Source organism: Pseudomonas sp. GZD-209, assembly GCF_049310485.1.
Classification (GTDB): Bacteria; Pseudomonadota; Gammaproteobacteria; order Pseudomonadales; family Pseudomonadaceae; genus Aquipseudomonas; species Aquipseudomonas sichuanensis.
Genome location: NZ_JBMOWQ010000103.1, coordinates 1 through 17,453, shown reverse-complemented (window position 1 = coordinate 17,453; position 17,453 = coordinate 1). Strand labels below are relative to the sequence as shown.

Sequence of the window (17,453 nt, the reverse complement as noted above, 5' to 3'; positions counted from 1 at the left end):
AAAAAGACAGCGGGGGAAACCCCCCCCCAACCCCGGGTGGGGGGGGTGTTCTCCCCCCGCGAAAGGGCCATCAGATCGGGTTCGGGCAATCGATGAACAGGTGCTCCAGGGCAAACCGCCGTGCCAGGTAATCACCCAACGCCTGTACGCCATAACGCTCGGTGGCATGGTGCCCAGCGGCGATGAAACTGATGCCGTTCTCCCGGGCACTGTGGAAGGTCTGCTCGGACGCCTCGCCACTGATGAACAGGTCCACCCCCGCAGCGATGGCGGTATCGATATAGCCCTGACCGCCGCCGGTGCACCAGCCGACCCGGCGGATCATCTGCTCGCCCTCGATCACCAACGGCTCACGGCCCATGACCTCCTGCACCCGGCGGGCGAAATCACGCGCCGACAGCGGCTCGGCCAACGAGCCGACCAGGCCCACCACCTTGGGGTTGTTCGGGTCCAGCGGGCCTTCGACGGTGATGTCCAGCTGGCGCGCCAACTGCACGTTGTTGCCCACTTCGGGGTGCAGGTCCAGCGGCAGGTGGTAGGCCAGCAGGCTGATGTCGTGCTTGAGCAAGGTCTTCAGGCGGCGCTGCTTCATGCCGGTGATGCAAGGGTTTTCACCCTTCCAGAAGTAACCGTGGTGGACCAGCACCAGGTCGGCCTCGGCCTCGACGGCGGCATCGAGCAATGCCTGGCTGGCGGTGACCCCCGTGACGATGCGGCTGACCTGCGGGCGGCCCTCGACCTGCAGACCGTTAGGGCAGTAATCCTGGATTTTTGCACTGGCCAGGTAGCGCTCGGCTTCCTCGACCAGGGTATTGAGGGCGACGGCCATGAAAAATCTCCTCGAATTCGGCGTTGCACCAGGGCACGAAGCCCTATAATGGCCGCCATTATGGGCCGTTGCCGGCGCAGGGGAAACCGGCGGCAAGTGCTTGGGGGACTACCCCATCGCGGGGCAAGCCCGCTCCCACGCCTTCAATATCTGGCGTGGGAGCGGGCTTGCTCCGCGATGAGGCAGCCGTCGCCGATCGACTTTTTCACGTGTATGATCGCGCGCGCTCGCACCCTGGGCCGCACCGATGTGGCCCCCGCCCTACTCCCAGGATTGATTCATGCTCAAGGCTCTGCGTTATTTCGGCTGGCCCCTGCTCACCGGCGTACTGATCGCCATGCTGGTCATCCAGCGCTTCCCGCAATGGGTCGGCCTGCCCAGCCAGGACGTCAACCTGCAGCAGGCCCCGCAGACTACCCGGATCATGCAGGGCCCGGTCTCCTATGCCGATGCCGTGACCCTGGCCGCCCCGGCGGTGGTCAACCTGTACACCACCAAGGTGGTCAACAAGAGCGCCCACCCGCTGTTCGAAGACCCGCAGTTCCGGCGCTTCTTCGGCGACAACCTGCCCAAGCAGCGGCGCTGGGAATCGAGCCTGGGTTCGGCGGTGATCATGAGCCCCGAGGGCTACCTGCTGACCAACAACCACGTCACCAGTGGTGCCGACCAGATCGTCGTGGCGCTCAAGGATGGCCGCGAAACCCTGGCCCGGGTCATCGGCAGTGACCCGGAAACCGACCTCGCGGTACTGAAGATCGACCTCAAGAACCTGCCGGCGATCACCATCGGCCGCTCGGACAACATCCACATCGGCGACGTCACCCTGGCCATCGGCAACCCCTTCGGCGTCGGCCAGACTGTGACCATGGGCATCATCAGCGCCACCGGCCGCAACCAGCTGGGCCTGAACAACTACGAAGATTTCATCCAGACCGACGCGGCGATCAACCCGGGCAACTCCGGCGGCGCGCTGGTCGATGCCAACGGCAACCTGGTGGGCATCAACACGGCAATCTTCTCCAAGTCCGGCGGCTCGCAAGGCATCGGCTTCGCCATTCCGGTCAAGCTGGCACTGGAGGTGATGAAATCGATCGTCGAGCACGGCCAGGTGATCCGTGGCTGGCTGGGCATCGAAGTGCAGCCGCTGAGCCAGGAGCTGGCCGAGTCGTTCGGCATGCAGGGGCGCCCGGGCATCGTCGTGGCGGGGATTTTCCGCGATGGCCCGGCGGCACGTGCGGGGCTGCAGTTGGGGGATGTGATCCTCAGCATCAACGGCGAGCCGGCCGGCGATGGCCGCAAGTCGATGAACCAGGTGGCGCGGATCAAGCCTACCGATAAGATCACCATCGAAGTGGTGCGCAATGGTCAGCAGCTGAAGCTGATCGCCGAGGTGGGACTGCGGCCACCACCGGCGCCGGTGGCCACGAAGGAAGAAAACTAACGCTGACACCTCGTGGGAGCGGGCTTGCCCCGCGATAGCGCATGTCAGGCAATGGCGTTGTGCCCGCTGATGCCATCGCGGGGCAAGTCGCATCGGCGCACCGCCGCTCCCACGCGTTACTGCATCAATGCAAGATCTGGCTCAGGAACAACTTGGTCCGGTCACTGCGCGGCCGGTCGAAGAACTCGTCCGGTGCCGCCTGCTCGACGATCTCGCCCTTGTCCATGAAGATCACCCGGTTCGCCACGGTGCGGGCAAAGCCCATCTCGTGGGTCACGCAGAGCATGGTCATGCCGTCCTCGGCCAGGCTGACCATGGTGTCGAGCACTTCCTTCACCATCTCCGGGTCGAGCGCCGATGTCGGTTCGTCGAACAGCATGATCTTCGGCTTCATGCACAGCGCCCGGGCAATCGCCACGCGCTGCTGCTGACCACCGGACAACTGCCCCGGGTACTTGTGCGCCTGCTCTGGAATACGTACGCGCTCCAGGAAGTGCATGGCGATTTCCTCGGCCTTGCGCCGTGGCATCTTGCGCACCCACATGGGCGCCAGGGTGCAGTTCTCGAGGATGCTCAGGTGCGGGAACAGGTTGAAGTGCTGGAACACCATGCCCACCTCGCGGCGGATCGCCTCGATCTGCTTGAGGTCGTTGGTCAGCTCCACACCGTCGACGACAATGCGCCCCTGCTGGTGCTCTTCCAGGCGGTTGAGGCAGCGGATGGTGGTCGACTTGCCCGAGCCGGACGGCCCGCACAACACGATGCGCTCACCCTGGCGCACGTTCAGGTTGATGTCCTTGAGCACATGGAACTGGCCGTACCACTTGTTCACGCCCTGCATCTGGATGATGCCTTCGGGGCCGGCAGGCTGCTTGATCGCTTCACTCATTTTGAAACTCCTAACGCTTGTGGCCAGTGTCCAGCTTGCGCTCCAGGTGCATGGAGTAGCGGGACATACCGAAACAGAAAATCCAGAACACCAGGGCGGCGAACACGTAGCCCTCGGTCGCCATGCCCAGCCAGGCAGGGTCGGCAGCCGCCTGCTTGACGCTGTTGAGCAGGTCGAACAGGCCGATGATGATCACCAGGCTGGTGTCCTTGAACAGGGCAATGAAGGTGTTGACGATGCCGGGGATCACCAGCTTGAGCGCCTGGGGCAGGATCACCAGGCCCATCGCCCGCCAGTAGCCCAGGCCCATGGCCGCGGCAGCTTCGTACTGGCCCTTGGGGATGGCCTGCAAACCACCGCGTACCACCTCGGCGATGTACGCCGACTGGAACAGGATCACGCCGATCATCGCCCGCAGCAGCTTGTCGAAGCTCATGCCCTCGGGCAGGAACAGCGGCAGCATCACCGAGGACATGAACAGCACGGTGATCAGCGGCACGCCGCGCCAGAACTCGATGAAGGTGACACAGACCACCTTAACTGCCGGCATGTTCGAACGGCGCCCCAGGGCCAACAGGATACCCAGCGGCAGCGCGCCGACGATGCCGACCGTGGCGATCACCAGGGTGAGCATCAGGCCGCCCCACTGGTTGGTGGGTACGTTGGTCAGGCCCAGATAGCCGCCATGCAGCAGGGTGTAGGCCAGCACCGGGTACAGCACCAGGAAGCCCAGCCCGTACACGGCCTTGCGGGGGAAGCGCTTGATGAACAACGGTGCGGCGCCGAGCACCGCGAGCCAGACGGTCAGGTCGACGCGCCAGCGCAGCTCGCTGGGGTAGTAGCCATACATGAACTGGCCGAAACGCTGCTGGATGAACACCCAGCAGGCGCCGTCCTTGGTGCAGTCGGCACGGGTGGTGCCGACCCAGTTGGCATCGATGAACGCCCATTGCAGCAAGGGCGGCACGATCAGCCACACCAGGTACAGGGCGAACAGCGTCAGCAGGGTGTTCAGCCAGCTGGAGAACAGGTTGGCCCGCATCCAGGCGAGCACGCCGATGGTCTTCACCGGTGGCGGCATGTCAGGTTTGAAAACATGAGCTGTCACGGAAGTACCCTCACCGTTCGATCAGCGCAATGCGCTTGTTGTACCAGTTCATCAACAGCGAAATGCTGATGCTGATGGCGAGATAGACGCTCATGGTGATGGCGATCACCTCGATGGCCTGGCCGGTCTGGTTGAGCACGGTACCGGCGAACAGCGAGACCATCTCCGGGTAGCCGATGCCGGCAGCCAGCGACGAGTTCTTCGCCAGGTTCAGGTACTGGCTGGTCAGCGGCGGAATGATCACCCGCAGCGCCTGAGGGATGATCACCTTGCGCAACGTCGGGCCTTCGCGCAGGCCGAGCGAGCGGGCCGCTTCGGTCTGGCCATGGCTGACCGAGCGAATGCCGGAGCGCACGATTTCAGCGATGAACGCTGCGGTATAGATCGTCAGCGCCAGGGTCAACGCCAGCAGCTCGGGGATCAGCACCCAGCCACCGACGAAGTTGAAGCCCTTGAGCTGCGGCACTTCCCAGTGCACCGGGCTGCCGAACAGCAGCGCGCAAACGCCAGGGATGCCGACCAGCAACAGCAGGCCGACCCAGAACTTGTGGAACGGCTGGCCGGTCTCGTCGAAGCGCTTGTTGACATGGCGCACCATCAGCACGATGGCGACGATTGCCAGCGCCAGCGCCGCCGCGAACGGCCAGAAGCCCTCGGCCATCGAGGCACCGGGCATGTTCAGGCCACGGTTGCTGATGAAGAAGGTGTCGTCGATATTGATGCTGCCCCGCGGCCCCGGAAGGGTGAGGAACACCGCGAAGTACCAGAACAGGATCTGCAGCAGCGGCGGGATGTTGCGGAAGGTTTCCACGTATACCGTCGCCAGCTTGTTGATCATCCAGTTCTGCGACAGCCGTGCCACGCCGATGATGAAGCCCAGCAGCGTCGCCAGGATGATGCCGATGAAGGTCACCAGCAGGGTGTTGAGCAGGCCGATGACGAACACCCGGGCATAGCTGTCCGATTCCACATAGGGGATCAGGTGCTGGGCAATGCCGAAGCCGGCACTGCGCTCGAGGAAGTCGAAGCCCGAGGTGATGCCCCGGTGCTGCAGGTTGGTCTGGGTGTTGTGGAACAGGTACCAGCCCAGGCCGGCCACGAAGACCACCGTGACGATCTGGAACAGCCACGCGCGCACACGTGGATCGCTAAGGGAAAACCCTTTCCGTGCGCCGATTTGATTTTGCATGAAGTGCCCCGAAAAGAAGGGAGTCGAACGACCTGCGGCGGCTGGATGCCGCCGCAGGGTGCAGGCATCAGCGCACTGGCGGTGCGTACTGGATGCCGCCGTTGTTCCACAGGGCGTTCAGGCCGCGGTCGATCTGCAGCGGGGTTTCCTTGCCCAGGTTCTTCTCGAACACTTCACCGTAGTTGCCGACCTGCTTGACGATCTGTACCACCCAGTCCTTCGGCAGCTTCAGGTCCTTGCCGTACTCGCCGTCGGCGCCGAGCATACGGGCGACGTCGGGGTTCTTGGTGGCCTTGGCTTCGGCCTCGACGTTCTTCGAGGTGATGCCCATCTCTTCGGCATTGAGCATGGCGAACAGGGTCCACTTGACGATGCTGAACCACTCTTCGTCGCCTTTGCGCACCACCGGGCCCAGCGGCTCCTTGGAGATGGTTTCCGGCAGTACCACGTATTCGGTCGGCGCGGCCAGCTTGGAGCGCTGTGCGTAGAGCTGCGACTTGTCGGAGGTCAGTACGTCGCAACGGCCCGACTCCAGCGACTTGGCGCTCTCGTCGGAGGTGTCGAAGGTGATCGGGGTGTACTTCAGGCCATTGGCGCGGAAGTAGTCGGAGACGTTCAGCTCGGTGGTGGTACCGGCCTGGATGCAGATGGTGGCGCCGTCGAGCTCCTTGGCGCTGGAAACGCCGAGCTTCTTGTTCACCAGGAAGCCGATGCCGTCGTAGTAGGTTACGCCGGCGAACACCAGGCCCATGCCGGCATCGCGCGAGCTGGTCCAGGTGGTGTTGCGCGACAGCACGTCGACTTCGCCGGACTGCAGCGCAGTGAAGCGTTCCTTGGCGTTGAGCTGGCTGAACTTGACCTTCTTGGCGTCGCCGAACACGGCGGCGGCCACGGCGCGGCAGACATCGGCATCGATACCGACGATGTTGCCTTTGGCGTCAGGGACCGAGAAACCTGGGAGACCATCGCTCACGCCACACTGGACGAAGCCCTTCTTCTGCACCGCGTCGAGGGTGGCGCCGGCCTGGGCGAAGCTGGTGGCGCCCAGCGCAGCGGCGGCGGTCAGGACTGCCAGGGTGGATTTCAACATCTTCATCAACAACCTCCAAATCGCTCTTGTTGTACGAGCCGGAATTGCACCGCACCCTTATGAGGCGCATCCGACCCCGTGTTGGCTTGTTTTTGGGTCAATTGGCGCAATGAGCTGTTCTATGACAGCCTTTATATCCACACGAGGGGTGTTACCGTGACTGGCCCACTCCTTCGCATGACAAGGTCATAGCAAAGGGCGTACCACAGTTGCAGGCTTAAGCGATTAAGCGGGCGTCAAGTAGGAAAAGTTGTAGAGTTGCGACATCTTTTTCTGGCATTAACCTCCATCGCCTTCTTTTTACGCACTCATTACGTACGCACGCACTTTTTCGGAGCAGTCATGACCAACCCGCTGATTCTCGAACCCCAGAACACCGCCGACGCCTGTGTGATCTGGTTGCACGGCCTGGGGGCCGACCGTTACGACTTCCTACCGGTGGCCGAGTTTCTCCAGGAGCGCCTGCTCAGCACCCGCTTCGTCATGCCCCAGGCCCCGACCCGCCCGGTGACCATCAACGGCGGCTATGAAATGCCCAGCTGGTACGACATCAAGGCCATGACCCCGGCACGGGCCATCGACGAAGCGCAGCTTGAGGAATCGGCCGCACAGATCATCGCGCTGATCAAGGCCGAACAGGCCAAGGGCATCAACCTGTCGCGGATCATCCTGGCGGGCTTTTCCCAGGGTGGCGCCGTGGTGCTGCACACCGCCTATATAAAGTGGCAGGAAGCCCTGGGCGGGGTGATTGCCCTGTCCACCTACGCCCCGACCTTCACCGACAGCCAGCAACTGAGCGCCTGCCAGCAGCGCACGCCCGCGCTGTGCCTGCACGGCGTGCACGACCCGGTGGTGATCCCCTCGATGGGCCGCACGGCGTTCGAATACCTCAATACCTGGGGTGTGGCCGCGCAATGGCACGAATACCCGATGGAACACGAGGTAGCGGTGGCCGAGCTGAACGATATCCACGACTGGCTGAGCCGCCAGTTGCAGTGAGCCTGTAGCCGCCCGAGCATTGCACTACGCCGCGCCCGATTCTTGCATTACACTGCCCGGCGTACATTCCTTAATCAATTGACGAGATGATCGTGCTCAAGGCACTCAAGAAAATATTTGCCAAGGGAGACGCCGCGCCGCCAGCCGCCGAGCCCGTCGCCGTGACCCCGCCCGCGCCGGCACCGCAACCGGCCGCAGAAAATACAGCGCCGCGCGCCAGCGCCAAGCCCAAAGCCGCGCCGGCCGCCGCCGACCAGCCGGCCACCGAGCCCGCCCCCACGCAGCAGTCCGCCACGCCAAAGCCGCGGCGCGAGCGCAAGCCCAAACCCCAGGCCAGCCTGTGGAAGCCCGAAGACTTCGTGGTCGAGCCGCAAGAGGGCAAGACCCGCTTCCACGACTTCAAGCTCTCCAACGAGCTGATGCACGCCATCCACGACCTCGGTTTCCCATATTGCACGCCGATCCAGGCCGAAGTACTGGGCTACACCCTGCGTGGCCAGGACGCCATTGGTCGGGCCCAGACCGGCACCGGCAAGACCGCCGCGTTCCTGATCTCGATCATCTCGCAGCTGCAGCAGACCCCGCCGCCCAAAGAGCGCTACATGGGCGAACCGCGCGCGCTGATCATCGCCCCGACCCGCGAGCTGGTGGTACAGATCGCCAAGGACGCCGTGGCCCTGACCAAGTACAGCGGCCTGAACGTGATGAGCTTCGTCGGCGGCATGGACTTCGACAAGCAGCTCAAGGCCCTCGAAGCCCGCCACTGCGACATCCTGGTGGCCACTCCGGGCCGCCTGCTGGACTTCCAGCAGCGTGGCGAAGTGCACCTGGACATGGTCGAGGTGATGGTGCTGGACGAAGCCGACCGCATGCTCGACATGGGCTTCATCCCCCAGGTGCGGCAGATCATCCGCCAGACCCCGCCGAAGAGCGAGCGCCAGACCCTGCTGTTCTCCGCCACCTTCACCGAAGACGTGATGAACCTGGCCAAGCAGTGGACCACCAACCCGGCCATCGTCGAGATCGAGCCGGAGAACGTCGCCAGCGAAACCGTCGAGCAGCACGTCTACGCGGTAGCCGGCAGCGACAAGTACAAGCTGCTGTACAACCTGGTCACCCAGCACAAATGGGAACGGGTGATGGTGTTCGCCAACCGCAAGGACGAAGTGCGGCGCATCGAGGAAAAACTGGTGCGCGACGGCATCAACGCCGCCCAGCTTTCCGGCGACGTGCCGCAGCACAAGCGCATCCGTACCCTGGAAAACTTCCGCGAAGGGCGCATCACCGTGCTGGTGGCCACCGATGTGGCCGGCCGTGGCATCCACATCGACGGCATCAGCCATGTGATCAACTTCACCCTGCCGGAAGACCCGGACGACTACGTGCACCGCATTGGCCGTACTGGCCGCGCGGGTGCCGAGGGCGTGTCGATCAGCTTCGCTGGTGAGGACGACTCCTACCAGTTGCCGGCGATCGAGGAACTGCTGGGGCGCAAGATCAAGTGCGAGATGCCCCCGGACGAGCTGCTCAAGCCTGTGCCGCGTAAAGGGCACTGAGGCGTCACTCTTATTGGGGCTGCTCTGCAGCCCTTCGCGGGTCAAGCCCGCCCCCACAGGTACGACGCATGTCTCAAGCATTGCGCGATTCCTGTGGGAGCGGGCTTGCCCCGCGAAGGGCCGCAGGGCGGCCCCAATTGCTTTGCTTGACCGCACTGTCCGTACCCGCGATATTGCTCCATAGAACAAAAAGTCCATAATGGACGAAATTGTTTATCAGGAGCCGTTCATGCCCACGCCCCTCGTCATCGATCAACAACACGCCCGCCACCTGCTCGGCCAGTTGGACGTGCCGCAGATCCTGCGCAAGCTGTTCCGCGACCTGGCCGCAGGCGAAGCGGTGCAGCCCCCTCAGCAACTGGTGGAGTTTCCCGCCGGGCGCGGCGACTTCATCAACTATGGCGGGGTGCTGGCCGAGGAGCGCGTCTACGGGATCAAGACGTCACCTTACATCGTTCGCGAACAGGGCCCACTGGTGACGGCCTGGACCCTGCTGATGTCGATGGACAGCGGCCAGCCGCTGCTGCTGTGCGACGCCGGCGAGCTGACCACCGCGCGCACCGCCGCCACCACCGCCGTGGCCGTCGACGCCCTGGCCCCGCCCCAGGCCCGGCGCCTGACCGTGATCGGCAGCGGCGCCATTGCCCGTGCCCACCTGCACTACGTGCGTGGCCTGCGCCAATGGCAGGACATCCGCCTGTTCTCGCCAAGCCTCGCCCAGCAAAGCGCCGCGCAACGCCAGCAACTGACCGACCTGGACGATCGCCTGCAACTGGCCGACAGCCTGGAGCAGGCGCTGATCGATGCCGACGTGATCATGCTGTGCACCTCCTCGGCCGGCCCGGTGATCGACCCCGGCCAGTTGAGCAAGCCGGCACTGATCACCTCGATCAGCACCAATGCCGTGCGTGCCCATGAGGTGCCCCCGTCCAGCCTGCAGCATATGGATGTGTACTGCGATTACCGGGTAACCACTCCAGGCAGCGCCGGAGAAATGCTGATCGCTGCCGAGCAGACCGGCTGGCGGCCCGAGGCGATCATCGGCGACCTTGCGCAACTGCTCAGCGGCCAGGCGCCCGTGCCGAGCTACCAGCGCCCCGCCTTCTTCCGCTCCATTGGCCTTGGCCTGGAAGACATCGCCCTGGCCAATGCCCTGTATCGCCTGCAACAGGCCAGCTGAGGCCCGCACGGATGACGCGCCGCCGTGATTGCGGCACACTCCCAGCGCCCTTGGCACAAGGGCGCTGATACCCCATGGAGCCTGCCACGATGCCTTCACCTAGCCCCGACCCGGCCCTGGACAACTACCGGGCCATCGCCGACGCGATCGCCACCCTGTTCTTCCCCCATGCCGAAGTGGTGCTGCACGACCTGCGCAGCCAGAAGATCGACTACATCGCCAACAACCTGTCCAAACGCGAGGTCGGCGACGATGCCGCCCTGGAAGACCTGCTTGAGCCCGGCACCGACGAAACCAACATCGGCCCCTACGAGAAGCTCAACTGGGACGGCCAGAAGATCCGTTCGCTGAGCACCGTGCTGCGCGACAGCGCAGGCAAGCCGCTGGCGGTGCTGTGCATCAACCTGAATATCTCGCTGTTCGAAAACGCCCGGGCGGCGCTGGACCTGTTCCTTTCGCCGAGCCGGCTGATCCCCCAGCCCGATGCGCTGTTCCGCGACGACTGGCAGGAACGTATCAACACCTTCCTCAATGGCTGGCTGCGCGAGCACCAGCTGAGCCTGAGCGTGCTCAACCGCGACCACAAGCGCGAGCTGGTGCTGGCCCTGCATGCCGAGGGCGCGTTCAAAGGCAAGAGTGCGGCCAACTACGTGGCCAATGTGCTGGGGATGGGGCGGGCGACGGTGTACAAGCACCTGAAGGAGCTCAAGGCCTGAAACCGCTCAGGCCTTGAACCCAGGGCGGCTCAGTCGCCGTAGATGTCCGACTTGAAGTACTTGCCCTGGATCTTCTGGTACTCGCCACTGGCCCGCAGTGCGTCGATGGCGCCGTTGAGCTGGCTGACCAACTCGCCGTTGCCCTTGCGCACGGCAATACCGGCACCTTCGCCAACGTATTTCGGGTCCTTCAGCTCCGGGCCGACGAAGGCGTAGTCTGCGCCGCGCGGCATCGACAGGAAGTCATCCAGCGGGATGGTGTCGGCGAAGATCGCATCCACCCGCCCCGATGCCAGGTCCATGTAGATCTCTTCGTTGTTGCTGTAGCGCTTGACCTTGACGCCCTTGGGCTCGAGCACTTCGGTGGCGTAGCGGTCGGTAGTGGTGGCGCGCTGCACACCGATGGTCTTGCCGACCAGGCTCTGGTACTGGTCATCGACCGCCGCGCCCTTCTTCATCACCAGCCGTGACGAGGTGAAGTAGTACTTGTGGGTGAAGTCCACGGACTTCTTGCGCTCGTCGGTGATGGTCATCGACGACAGGGCGGCGTCGATCTTCTTCACCTTCAGCGACGGGATCAGCCCGTCGAACTCGACCTCGTTCCACACGCACTTGACCTTGAGCTGCGCGCACAGGGCGTTGCCGATGTCATAGTCGAAACCGACGATTTCGCCCTTGTCGTTCTTCGAGGCAAACGGCGGGTAGGCGGCTTCGATGCCAATACGCAGCACCGGCTCGGCGGCGAACAGGTTGCTGCCGGCCAACAGGCCCAGGGCCAGACCACTGATCAGGGTGATTTTCTTCATCGGAATCTCGCTCGCTCATTATTGGAGGTTGTGGTGCAAGACAGAGGTAAAGACAAAGGCCGCAAGGCCGTATGGAATCATTTTGTACTTATGATTCCATACTGGACTTTTGTGTCTTGAAACTCAACCACCTCCGAGACGAAATGCACGCCCCGAAAAAGCTGGCTTACCAGCGCCGGGCAGCGTCCTCGTCGCTCTGCTTGCCCTCGACCCAGCGCGGGCCGTCGCCGGTCTGTTCTTTCTTCCAGAACGGCGCCCGGGTCTTGAGGTAATCCATGATGAAGTTGCAGGCGTCGAATGCCGCCTGGCGGTGTGCGCTGGCCACCCCGACGAACACGATCGGTTCGCCCGGTTCCAGGGCACCGATGCGGTGCAACACCTCGACCTTGAGCAGCGGCCAGCGCTGCTCGGCCTCGACCACGATCTTGGCCAGGGCCTTCTCGGTCATGCCCGGGTAGTGTTCGAGGAACATCCCCGCCACGTCCTGGCCATCGTTGAAATCGCGCACATAGCCGACAAAGCCGACCACCGCACCCACGCCGACGTTGGCGGCGTGCATGGCGTTGACCTCGAACCCCGGGTCGAACGCCGCCTCCTGCACACGTACGGCCATGGTCAGCCTCCGGTCACCGGCGGGAAGAACGCGACTTCGTCGCCCTCCTCCAGCGGCTCGTCGAGCCTGCACAGCTCTTCGTTGCGCGCGCACATCAGGTTCTGCTCGGCCAGCACGGTGTACTGCCCGCCCTTGGCCACCAGGGCCTGGCGCACATCGTCCAGCACCTTGAAGGTGCCCTCCACCCGCTCGACATCGACGCCCAGCAATTCGCGATAGCGGGCGAAATACATGACCTTGACCTTCATCACCCCTCCACCTTGTAGTGGCCGCTCTTGCCGCCGGTCTTCTCCAGCAGGCGCACCTGCTCGATGACCATGCCTTTGTCCACCGCCTTGCACATGTCGTAGATAGTCAACGCGGCGACACTGGCCGCGGTCAGCGCTTCCATCTCGACCCCGGTCTGCCCGGCCAGCTTGCAGCGCGCGACGATGTGCACCACGTCCTCGCCCTCGGCCGCCAGCTCGACCTTGACGCTGGTGAGCATCAACGGGTGGCACAGCGGGATCAGGTCACTGGTCTTCTTCGCCGCCTGGATGCCAGCGATACGCGCCACGGCGAACACGTCACCCTTGGGGTGTTCGCCATCGACGATCATGCGCAAGGTGGCCGGCAACATGCGCACCCGCGCCTCGGCCAGCGCCTCGCGTGCGGTCACGGCTTTTTCAGTGACGTCGACCATGTTGGCGCGCCCCTGGGAATCAAGATGAGTCAGCACAGCTCTGCTCCTGTGAAGGGAAAGCAGAGTGTAAACCCGTGGGTCAGGTTTGAGCAGAGGGCATCGCGGGGCAAGTCGCATCGGCGGTATGCCGATACGACTTGCCCCGTGAAGTGTTACAGATGCGACTCGGCGTACTCGGCCAGTACCGAGCGCGGCACACCCTGCAGGGTGATGTGCACGCCGTGGGGGAAGTCCTTGAAGCGTTCGGTCAGGTAGGTCAGCCCGGAACTGGTGGCCGACAGGTAGGGGGTGTCGATCTGCGCCAGGTTGCCCAGGCAGACCACCTTCGAACCAGCACCGGCACGGGTGATGATGGTTTTCATCTGGTGCGGGGTGAGGTTCTGGCACTCGTCGATCAGGATCAGGCTCTGCTGGAAGCTGCGCCCGCGGATGTAGTTCATCGACTTGAACTGCAGCGGGACCCTTTCGAGGATGTACTCGACACTGCCGTGGGTGCTCTCGTCATCCATGTGCAAGGCTTCGAGGTTGTCGGTGATGGCGCCCAGCCAAGGTTCCATCTTCTCCGCCTCGGTGCCCGGCAGGAAGCCGATCTCCTGGTCCAGCCCCTGCACGCTGCGTGTGGCGATGATGCGCCGGTAACGCTTGCTGACCATGGTCTGCTCGATGGCCGCGGCCAGTGCCAGGATGGTCTTGCCGGAACCGGCAGCGCCGGTCAGGTTGACCAGGTGGATATCCGGGTCGAGCAAGGCGAACAGCGCCAGGCTCTGGTGGATGTCGCGCGGTTTCAGGCCCCAGGCCTCCTGGTGCAGCAGCGGCTCCTGGTGCAGGTCGAGCAGCAGCAGTTCGCTGTCGCGGATGCCCTTGACCCAGCCGACGAAGCCCTGCTCATCGATGATGAACTCGTTGATGTGCACAGCCGGCAGGTTGTCGATCATCTGTACCCGGTGCCAGGTGCGGCCCCGCTCCTGACGGGTGTCGACCTTGCTGACCCGGTCCCAGAAGGAACCGGTGACCGAGTGGTAGCCCTTGGACAGCAAGGACACGTCGTCGACCAGCTGATCGGTGCTGTAGTCCTCGGCGGCAATCCCGCAGGCGCGCGCCTTCAGGCGCATGTTGATGTCTTTGGTGACCAGCACCACGTCCAGGTCCGGGCGCTTGGCGCGCAGGTCCAGCAACTGGTTGATGATGATGTTGTCGGCAAGGTTCTCGGGGAGCAGGCGGTTCGGCTCGTTGCGCGTGCTCATGAGGATGGACAGGAAGCCCTTGGGCCCGCTCTTGCCGCGCTGGATCGGGACACCCTTCTCGACATCGCTGGGCGAGGCGTCGCCCAGGGTCTGGTCGATCAGGCGGATGGCCTGGCGACATTCGGCGGCGATGGTGTGTTTACCGGTCTTGAGCTTGTCGAGTTCCTCCAGCACCGTCATCGGCAAGGCGACGTGGTGCTCCTCGAAGTTGAGCAGGGCGTTAGGGTCGTGAATCAGGACGTTGGTATCGAGCACATACAGGATTGGCTGGTTGGAGGAAGGGTTGCGTCCTTGGTCATCCATACTCGGTCACCTTATGTGAAAGCCACACGGCGCATACGGCTGCGCCGCAAAGTGACTGCCGTTTCCCCCGTATCCGCGTTGTTACGGGCGGGGATTTCACCTGGCAAGGCTGGCGTGGATGACGCCACCTGTGCTGCAGGTTTCGGCTGTCTGGTTCCTTGATACCGCAAAAACGATGACGGTAAAAAGTCTTTTTACGCACAGATGAAGTTTATTTTTCCGATTGACGAACAGGGCTTGGCGTGGGGGTTGGGTGGGACTACGCTCAGAGATCAAATGCCGTGTTTTAGCTGGATTTTTTGATGATCCGTTCGGATATTGCAGCGCCTATCAGATCGAGCGCCGCCCGCGCGGCGCATCGCGGGACAAGCCCGCTCCCACATTTGTTTCGGGCCAATTATGTCTGTGAGGGTACCGCTGCCCGCCTTGGTGCATGCCTCAAGTCAGGCGAGACGCCAGCAGTGCCAACCTTGATACCGCGTCGTACCAACAAGGCGGACCAGGTAATGGCACAGGACAGACTGGCCCGAAACAAATGTGGGAGCGGGCTTGTCCCGCGATGCGCCGCGCGGGCGGCGCTCGATCTCATAGGCGCTGCAAATCCACCGCCCCACACCTAGCCGCCATCACGCAATCAACAGCCAAACCTACTCCCCCACCCCATACTCCCGACACCCCTCCCAACCAATCCCGCTCTGCGCCGTGTGCTGCAACAGCCACTCCAGCGCCGGCTGCGCCTTGGGCAGGTGGTCACGGAACTGGATCACCCCCTTGCGCCACAGCAGCATCAGGGTCATCACCCGCTGCGCCGAAGCCTCGGCAGTCAGCGGCCCATCATCCTGAGCATCGATATCCCACAACGACACCCGCAACCGCTGGCTGGCCATGAACGCCTCGCCATCCCCACGCCGCTGCCCGTAGGGCGGGCGGAACAACGGCACATACTGCGCTGGCAGGTCCGCCTGAACCCGCGCCTGGCTACGCCGCAACGAGTCCTGCCAGCCCTGCCACTGGGCATGGGAGCGGTACTCCCAGCCCTGAATGCCCACGCACTGGCCCGCATACAGCCCGGCCAGCGCCCCACTGTCACGCCGCTGCTGCAGCCGATTGCCCAGCACGAAGAAGATGCCGTCGAGCTTCTGCCGGCGCAGATAGTCGGCCAGGCCATCGGTGTTGCCGCCCACAGGGCCGGGGCCGCCGACGAAGCTCAGGAGGAACACGCGATCGTTGAGCTCATCGCCGTTTCGCTCGCGCGCGGACAGCTTTTCCACCTCGCTGGAAGTCTGCGGAAACACCGCCGCCTTGCGCAGCAGCTCGTCCAGGTAGCGGGTGTGGAACTGGTGGCTGGGCTCGATCCAAGTTGCGTAGAACTTGCCGACTTCTGCGGCGAATGTAGCCGACTTAGTGCGCAAATCAGCCATTGACTCCAGCGGATAGCAAAACGACGCATCCTGCTCGCAACTCTGCTGCGCCTGCTGATAATTGGTCCACAGCCGCTGCCACATGCGCGCCCGCAGCGCACGGATCACCGGCAGGTTGACCTTGCGCAAGCCCAGGCGCTCCGCCAGCGCCGGCTCATCGAGCATCTCGCTTTCCTGCAGCACCCGGGCAAACGAAAGGATCTCGGCGCGCGAGGCCACGTCGAACAACGCCGGGCTGTCGAGTTTTTCGGGCCACAGGCTGCGCTCGAAGCTGACGAAATCTGCAGGGGCGGCCTGCACGCCCAGGCTCAGCAGCCCGGCCAGCAGGGCAAAAGCGATACGCACGATGAACGGTCTCCATGAAGGCATGCCGCGCACTATAGCGCGACGCCCGGCGAAACTCCGTGGCCATGTGCCCTGGCTATCGTCGCCATAGTTTGGCGTTACCCCGCCAGCCCCGTAGAATCCGCCCATTGATTCCAGGAGCCGACCCGATGCTGACGGTGATTTCCCCCGCCAAGACCCTCGACTACGACACCCCGCCGGTAACCCAGCGCCACACCTTGCCCCAGTACCTGGACGACTCCCAGGCGTTGATCATGCAGTTGCGCGAGCTGTCGCCGGCACAGATCAGCGAACTGATGCACCTCTCCGACAAGCTCGCCGGCCTCAATGCCGCACGCTTCGGCAGCTGGACCCCGGATTTCACCCCGGCCAACGCCAAGCAGGCGCTGCTGGCGTTCAAGGGTGACGTGTACACCGGCCTGGACGCCGAAAGCCTCGGCGAAGACGACTTCAGCTATGCCCAGGAGCACCTGCGCATGCTCTCCGGCCTGTACGGCCTGCTGCGCCCGCTGGACCTGATGCAGCCCTACCGCCTGGAAATGGGCACCAAGCTGGCCAATGCCCGCGGCAAGGACCTGTATGCCTTCTGGGGCACGCGCATCAGCGAGTGGCTGAACCAGGCCCTGGCCGAACAGGGTGACGACGTGCTGCTCAACCTGGCCAGCAACGAGTACTTCAGCGCGGTGAAGAAGAGCGCCTTGAAGGCGCGGGTGATCAATGTCGACTTCAAGGACCTGAAGAACGGCCAGTACAAGATCATCAGCTTCTATGCCAAGAAGGCCCGCGGCATGATGAGCCGCTTCGTGATCGAGCAGCGCATCAACGACCCCGAGCAGCTCAAGCGCTTCGATGTGCAGGGCTACTACTACAGCGCCGAGCAGTCCAAGCCCGATCACCTGGTGTTCCTGCGCGATCACGCCGAAGGCTGATTATTCATCGCGGGGCAAGCCCTGAAAAGCCATTTTTCAGACGCCAAAAAACCACCACCCATACCTTTATCGCAAAACGCCATAAGACCGTTCGTACTTTTTTGACGAATTTT

17 protein-coding genes are annotated in these 17,453 nt (G+C 63.5%); 6 read left to right on the top strand and 11 right to left on the bottom strand.

From position 1 onward, the window contains the following. Window positions 1-70: 70 nt before the first annotated feature. Entirely contained in the window at window positions 71-829 is a 759-nt protein-coding gene (locus ACO6VM_RS13180; protein WP_153788249.1) for a Nif3-like dinuclear metal center hexameric protein, read from the bottom strand. Window positions 830-1,109: 280 nt separating this feature from the next. Between ACO6VM_RS13180 and algW the strand changes: the two genes are divergently transcribed. Continuing rightward, window positions 1,110-2,270: a Do family serine endopeptidase AlgW gene (gene algW, locus ACO6VM_RS13175; RefSeq protein ID WP_401058631.1), complete on the top strand. Its 1,161-nt coding sequence runs from the start codon at window positions 1,110-1,112 to the stop codon at window positions 2,268-2,270. A 124-nt stretch (window positions 2,271-2,394) separates the two neighbouring features. Here algW and ACO6VM_RS13170 read toward each other — a convergent pair whose 3' ends face one another. From ACO6VM_RS13170 to ACO6VM_RS13155, 4 genes are all read right to left on the bottom strand, one after another. Next, window positions 2,395-3,159 carry an amino acid ABC transporter ATP-binding protein gene (locus tag ACO6VM_RS13170; RefSeq protein ID WP_110991649.1) on the bottom strand — a complete coding sequence of 255 codons (765 nt, stop codon included), beginning with the start codon at window positions 3,157-3,159 and terminating at the stop codon, window positions 2,395-2,397. Window positions 3,160-3,169: 10 nt separating this feature from the next. Then, the gene (locus tag ACO6VM_RS13165; protein WP_401058630.1) at window positions 3,170-4,267 is read right to left on the bottom strand and encodes an amino acid ABC transporter permease; all 1,098 of its coding nucleotides are present in this window, start codon (window positions 4,265-4,267) and stop codon (window positions 3,170-3,172) included. A 10-nt stretch (window positions 4,268-4,277) separates the two neighbouring features. After that, the gene (locus ACO6VM_RS13160; RefSeq protein ID WP_422403404.1) at window positions 4,278-5,456 is read right to left on the bottom strand and encodes an amino acid ABC transporter permease; all 1,179 of its coding nucleotides are present in this window, start codon (window positions 5,454-5,456) and stop codon (window positions 4,278-4,280) included. A gap of 67 nt (window positions 5,457-5,523) precedes the next feature. Next, window positions 5,524-6,552: an amino acid ABC transporter substrate-binding protein gene (locus ACO6VM_RS13155; protein WP_401058628.1), complete on the bottom strand. Its 1,029-nt coding sequence runs from the start codon at window positions 6,550-6,552 to the stop codon at window positions 5,524-5,526. 336 nt (window positions 6,553-6,888) lie between these two features. Between ACO6VM_RS13155 and ACO6VM_RS13150 the strand changes: the two genes are divergently transcribed. The 4 genes from ACO6VM_RS13150 (at window position 6,889) to ACO6VM_RS13135 (ending at window position 10,997) form a co-directional block, all read left to right on the top strand. Next, the gene (locus ACO6VM_RS13150) at window positions 6,889-7,545 is read left to right on the top strand and encodes an alpha/beta hydrolase (RefSeq protein ID WP_153788256.1); all 657 of its coding nucleotides are present in this window, start codon (window positions 6,889-6,891) and stop codon (window positions 7,543-7,545) included. A 92-nt stretch (window positions 7,546-7,637) separates the two neighbouring features. After that, window positions 7,638-9,101 carry an ATP-dependent RNA helicase RhlB gene (gene rhlB, locus ACO6VM_RS13145; RefSeq protein ID WP_422403403.1) on the top strand — a complete coding sequence of 488 codons (1,464 nt, stop codon included), beginning with the start codon at window positions 7,638-7,640 and terminating at the stop codon, window positions 9,099-9,101. 229 nt (window positions 9,102-9,330) lie between these two features. Continuing rightward, a complete protein-coding gene (locus ACO6VM_RS13140; protein WP_422403402.1) occupies window positions 9,331-10,281 on the top strand; it encodes an ornithine cyclodeaminase family protein in 951 nt (316 codons plus the stop codon). An 89-nt stretch (window positions 10,282-10,370) separates the two neighbouring features. Further along, window positions 10,371-10,997, top strand: coding sequence for a helix-turn-helix transcriptional regulator (locus ACO6VM_RS13135; protein ID WP_401058622.1), 627 nt, complete (start codon window positions 10,371-10,373; stop codon window positions 10,995-10,997). Between the two features lie 29 nt (window positions 10,998-11,026). On the opposite strand, the gene ACO6VM_RS13130 is transcribed toward ACO6VM_RS13135, so the two are convergent. From ACO6VM_RS13130 to ACO6VM_RS13105, 6 genes are all read right to left on the bottom strand, one after another. Then, a complete protein-coding gene (locus ACO6VM_RS13130; RefSeq protein WP_125857518.1) occupies window positions 11,027-11,803 on the bottom strand; it encodes an ABC transporter substrate-binding protein in 777 nt (258 codons plus the stop codon). A 166-nt stretch (window positions 11,804-11,969) separates the two neighbouring features. Further along, window positions 11,970-12,416 (bottom strand): molybdopterin synthase catalytic subunit MoaE, encoded by a 447-nt coding sequence (gene moaE / locus ACO6VM_RS13125; protein ID WP_110991657.1) that lies wholly within the window; start codon window positions 12,414-12,416, stop codon window positions 11,970-11,972. 2 nt (window positions 12,417-12,418) lie between these two features. Next, window positions 12,419-12,664, bottom strand: coding sequence for a MoaD/ThiS family protein (locus ACO6VM_RS13120; RefSeq protein ID WP_401058620.1), 246 nt, complete (start codon window positions 12,662-12,664; stop codon window positions 12,419-12,421). After that, complete coding sequence (gene moaC / locus ACO6VM_RS13115) at window positions 12,664-13,134, bottom strand: cyclic pyranopterin monophosphate synthase MoaC (RefSeq protein WP_110991659.1); 471 nt, start codon at window positions 13,132-13,134, stop codon at window positions 12,664-12,666. The genes ACO6VM_RS13120 and moaC overlap by 1 nt, the downstream gene beginning before the upstream one ends. 116 nt (window positions 13,135-13,250) lie before the next feature. Then, window positions 13,251-14,645 (bottom strand): PhoH family protein, encoded by a 1,395-nt coding sequence (locus ACO6VM_RS13110; protein ID WP_110991660.1) that lies wholly within the window; start codon window positions 14,643-14,645, stop codon window positions 13,251-13,253. A gap of 647 nt (window positions 14,646-15,292) precedes the next feature. After that, window positions 15,293-16,411 carry a polysaccharide deacetylase family protein gene (locus ACO6VM_RS13105; protein ID WP_401058690.1) on the bottom strand — a complete coding sequence of 373 codons (1,119 nt, stop codon included), beginning with the start codon at window positions 16,409-16,411 and terminating at the stop codon, window positions 15,293-15,295. A gap of 149 nt (window positions 16,412-16,560) precedes the next feature. On the opposite strand from ACO6VM_RS13105, the gene yaaA reads away from it, so the two are divergent. Then, a complete protein-coding gene (gene yaaA / locus ACO6VM_RS13100; RefSeq protein ID WP_401058618.1) occupies window positions 16,561-17,340 on the top strand; it encodes a peroxide stress protein YaaA in 780 nt (259 codons plus the stop codon). The last annotated feature ends 113 nt before the right edge of the window (window positions 17,341-17,453 follow it).